3 protein-coding genes are annotated in these 4,448 nt (G+C 64.1%); all 3 read right to left on the minus strand.

Going from position 1 to position 4,448, the window contains the following annotated elements; genetic code table 11:
* Positions 1 to 1,580: alpha-D-glucose phosphate-specific phosphoglucomutase (locus ABWP50_RS01390; protein WP_353216196.1), on the minus strand; the 1,580-nt coding region annotated here is incomplete at its 3' end.
* On the minus strand, positions 1,577 to 3,034 hold the full coding sequence (glgA, locus tag ABWP50_RS01395; protein ID WP_353216197.1) for a glycogen synthase GlgA: 1,458 nt from the start codon (positions 3,032 to 3,034) through the stop codon (positions 1,577 to 1,579). The genes ABWP50_RS01390 and glgA, both read right to left, overlap by 4 nt.
* A gap of 8 nt (positions 3,035 to 3,042) precedes the next feature.
* Positions 3,043 to 4,299, minus strand: a complete 1,257-nt coding sequence (gene glgC / locus ABWP50_RS01400; protein WP_353216198.1) for a glucose-1-phosphate adenylyltransferase — start codon at positions 4,297 to 4,299, stop codon at positions 3,043 to 3,045.
* Positions 4,300 to 4,448: the final 149 nt, after the last annotated feature.

Here is a 4,448-nt window from a genome sequence, read left to right on the forward strand (position 1 = left end):
GCAATCGCCTGCGCCGCATCGATGATCGATTGCAGCATCGCCGTGGTGTCGCCATCGATGTTGCCATCCGCCGGCTCATAGCGTTCCAGATAGACGCGCAAGGTCGCGCCTTGGGTGCCAGTGCCCGACAGGCGAAACACCACGCGCGATCCGCCGGCAAACAGCACGCGCAGGCCCTGATTGGCACTGATCGAGCCATCAACTGGATCGGTGTAGGAAAAACTGTCCGCCGCTGCCACGGTCAGATCGCCGAAAACCGTGCCCGGCAGCTTGGGCAAACGCGCGGTCAACGCCGCGATCAGCGCATTGGCCTGGCCCGTGTCGATGGCCTCGTAATCGTGGCGGGCATAATAGTTGCGGCCAAATCTGGCCCAGTGATCCCGCGCCAGCGCATCGGCGCTGATCTGGCGCACGGCGAGGATATTGAGCCACAGCAGCACCGCCCACACCCCGTCCTTCTCGCGGATATGGTCCGATCCGGTGCCGGCGCTTTCCTCGCCGCAGATCGTCGCCAGGCCGGCATCGAGCAGCGTGCCGAAAAACTTCCAGCCCGTCGGCGTTTCAAAACACGGGATGTTCAGCGCGGCGGCCACGCGGTCAGCCGCTGCGCTGGTCGGCATCGAACGCGCAATACCCTTCAGGCCGGCTGCATAGCCCGGCGCGAGATGGGCATTGGCCGCCAGCATCGCCAGGCTGTCAGACGGCGTGATGAAGCGGCCGCGCCCGATGATCAGATTGCGATCGCCATCGCCGTCCGACGCTGCGCCGAAATCCGGTGCGCCCGGTGCCATCATCAGATCATACAGCGCCTTGGCATGCACAAGATTGGGATCGGGGTGATGCCCGCCAAAATCTTCGAGCGGCACGCCGCCGCGCACCGTGCCGGCGGCAAAGCCCAGCCGCCGCTCCAGAATCTCGGTGGCATAAGGCCCGGTGACAGCGTGCATCGCATCAAAGGCCATGGTGAAGCCGCCGGCCACTGCGGCCCGAATGCGCGGAAAATCGAACAGGCTTTCCATCAGATCAGCATAATCGGCAACCGCATCAATCACTTCGACGGCCATGTCCGCCACCATCACCGTGCCGATCACGTCCAGATCGACATCGGGCGTTGCGACTGTCAGCCAGCGGTCAATCGTCTGGGTGCGGGCATAGATGGCATCGGTGATGGCTTCGGGTGCGGGGCCGCCGTTGGCGATGTTGTACTTGATGCCGAAATCCTCGTCCGGCCCGCCGGGATTGTGGCTGGCCGACAGGATCAGCCCGCCGCTGGCGCCATTTTTGCGGATGATGTGGCTGGCTGCTGGCGTTGAGAAAATGCCGCCGCGCCCGACGATGACGCGGGCATAACCATTGGCCGCTGCGATACGGATCACCTGCTGGATGGCGGTGCGGTTGTAATAGCGGCCGTCACCGCCCACCACCAATGTCGCCGCTGCGCCGCGTTCGACGACATCGAACACCGATTGCACGAAATTCTCGGTGTAATTGGGCTGCGCAAAGGTCCGCACTTTTTTGCGCAGGCCCGATGTGCCGGGCTTCTGCCCGTCAAATGGCGTCGAATTGATGGTCTGGATCACGGATGAGCCCCGGCAAGTTGTTGATAAATTGCGGCATAGTCAGCCGCGCTGCGGCCCCACGAGAAATCGGCGGCCATGCCGTTGCGCTGGATCTGCCGCCAAATATGCGCCTGCTGATACAGGCTGATCGTCCGGCTGATGGCGGCTGCCAGCGCGTGATAATGCACGCCGTCAAATTGCACACCGGTGGCGGCCCCGGCGGCAATGGCGGCCGGATTGGCATCGATCACCGTGTCCGACAGGCCGCCGGTGCGCGACACCACCGGCACGCAGCCATAGGCCAGACCGTATAACTGCGTCAGCCCGCAGGGTTCGAACCGGCTGGGCACCAAAATGGCATCGCCGCCGCCTTGCATGCGGTGCGACAGGGCCTCGTCATAGCCGATCTGCACCGCCACCTTGCCGGGGTGACGCGCGGCGCCGGCATGCAGGGCCGCTGCAATGGCGGCGTCGCCGGAGCCCAATATGGCCAGGCGCCCGCCATTGCCGACCAGATGATCGAGCACTTCGGGGATGACGTCCGCGCCCTTTTGCCAGGTCAGCCGTGTGACCATGATGAACAGCGGGCCATCCGACTCCTCAAGGCCGAAATGCTGTTCCAGGGCGCGCTTGTTGGCGGTGCGCCGCGGCAATGATCGCGCGCTGTAGCGGGCTGCCAAGGCGGTATCGCTGGCCGGGTTCCATTCGGCGGTATCGATGCCGTTGACGATGCCGCGCACCCGGTCCCCGCGCAGCGCGACAAGGCCTTCCAGGCCCATGCCAAATTCCGTGGTGACGATCTCGCGGGCGTAGGTTGGGCTGACGGTGGTGATGACGTCCGCCAGTTGCAGCCCGGATTTCAGGAAACCCACCCCACCATAAGTTTCCACGCCATCGATGGACCAGGCGGTATCGGGCAGTTCAAGGCCGGCAAAGATGCCCGCATCATACCAGCCCTGAAACGCCATGTTGTGGATGGTCAGCACGGCCGGAACGCGCGGCGCGGCCTGCACCGGCGCCAGCCGCAGATAGGCAATGGCCATCGCCGCCTGCCAATCATGGGCGTGCAGCACATCAAAGCGCAGGCCAGCCACACCGCCGCTGGCAATATCCGCCGCCGCGCGGCCCAGGGCAGCAAAGCGCCGCCAATTGTCATCCCAATCCTGCCCGGCGGCATCGGTGTAGGGCCCGCCCGGCCGCGCGAAATAACCGGGCGCATCCAGCACCAGCAGATCGGTGCTGCCCAGCTTTGCGCTGAGCAATCGCGCCGGCTGGCCGAGCAGCGCGTCCCAGACATGCACCGTCCGGGCCGCGCCGATGGCCGCCAGCACCGCCGGATAGCCGGGCAGCAAGCTGGTGACCGCCGCGCCGTGTGCCAGCAACGCCGCCGGCAACGCGCCGGCGACATCGGCGAGGCCGCCCGTCTTGATGAGCGGCACCGCTTCGGATGCCACCGAAAGGACATTGATCGGCATCGCGCCCCTTACAATTTGTCGATCATCGGCTGCGTGATCAGGCACACGCCCTTGTCGGTGCGCCGAAACCGCGCGGCGTCAAGCAGCGGATCTTCGCCCACAACCAGACCGGGCGGGATCTTGACGCCGCGATCGACCACCACTTTGGTCAGCCGGGCGTTGCGGCCGATATCGCACCACGGCAGGATCACCGAATCCTCGATATGCGACCATGACCGGGCCAGCACGCTGGTGAACAGCAGGCTGCGGTTCACATGGCTACCCGAAATGATACAATTGCCCGCCACGAGACTGGAGATTGCCTCCCCGCGCCGCCCGGCTTCGTCGTGGACGAATTTGGCCGGCGGCACCATTTCTGCATGGCTCCAGATCGGCCAGTTGCGATCATACATGTCAAGTTCGGGGATGATGTGGGTCAGGTCGCTGTTGGCTTCCCAATAGGCATCCAGCGTGCCGACATCGCGCCAATAGGCGCGGCCTTCATCCTTGCCGCGCACGCAGCTTTCGGAAAAGCGGTGCGCCACCGCTTTGCCGTGCTGCACCAGATAGGGGATGATATCCTTGCCGAAATCGCGGGTGCTTTCCGGATCGGCGGCATCGCGCTGCAACTGCGCAAACAAAAATCGCGTCGTGAACACATAAATGCCCATCGACGCCAAAGATGTATCCGGCTTGCCGGGCATGGCGGGCGGATCGGCGGGCTTTTCGACGAATTCGATGATCTTGTCGGCACCGTCCACCGCCATCACGCCAAAGCCGCTGGCCTCGCTGCGCGGCACTTCCATGCAGGCCACGGTCACATCGGCGCCCTGGTTGACATGCTGCTGCAACATCAACTCATAATCCATCTTGTAGATATGATCGCCGGCCAGGATCACGATATATTCCGGCCCGTGGCCATCGATGATATCGATATTCTGGAACACCGCGTCGGCGGTGCCTTCATACCATTGGTGTTCCGAAACGCGCTGGGACGCGGGCAGGATATCAAAGCTTTCGTTGCGTTCCGGGCGCAGGAAGTTCCAGCCCATCTGCAGGTGGCGGATGAGCGAGTGCGCCTTGTACTGGGTGGCGACGCCGATGCGGCGGATACCGGAATTGATCGCGTTGGACAGCGCAAAATCGATGATCCGCGTCTTGCCGCCAAAATACACCGCCGGCTTGGCACGGCGATCGGTCAATTCCATCAGGCGGCTGCCGCGCCCCCCGGCCAGCACATAGGCCATTGCGTCACGTGCCAGCGGTGCCTGTCGTTTGCTTTGCATATCGTCCCCTCCCCCTTGACCGATTTTTTCATTCAGCCTTCGTATTCAAACATAATCGTGGCCAGTGGCGGCAGCACCACCGCCGCTGCGCCGCCTTGCGCCGTGACCGCGCCCAGATTGCCCTGGCCGCTGCCGCCATAAACCGCGCC

The organism is Sandarakinorhabdus sp. (assembly GCF_040398645.1).
GTDB lineage: Bacteria > Pseudomonadota > Alphaproteobacteria > Sphingomonadales > Sphingomonadaceae > Sandarakinorhabdus.

What these genes read in the sequence shown, in the direction of transcription:
- glgA (WP_353216197.1), bottom strand. Translation starts at nt 3,034, where the DNA reads ATGCCGATCAATGTCCTTTCGGTGGCATCCGAAGCGGTGCCGCTCATC.
- glgC (WP_353216198.1), bottom strand. Translation starts at nt 4,299, where the DNA reads ATGCAAAGCAAACGACAGGCACCGCTGGCACGTGACGCAATGGCCTAT.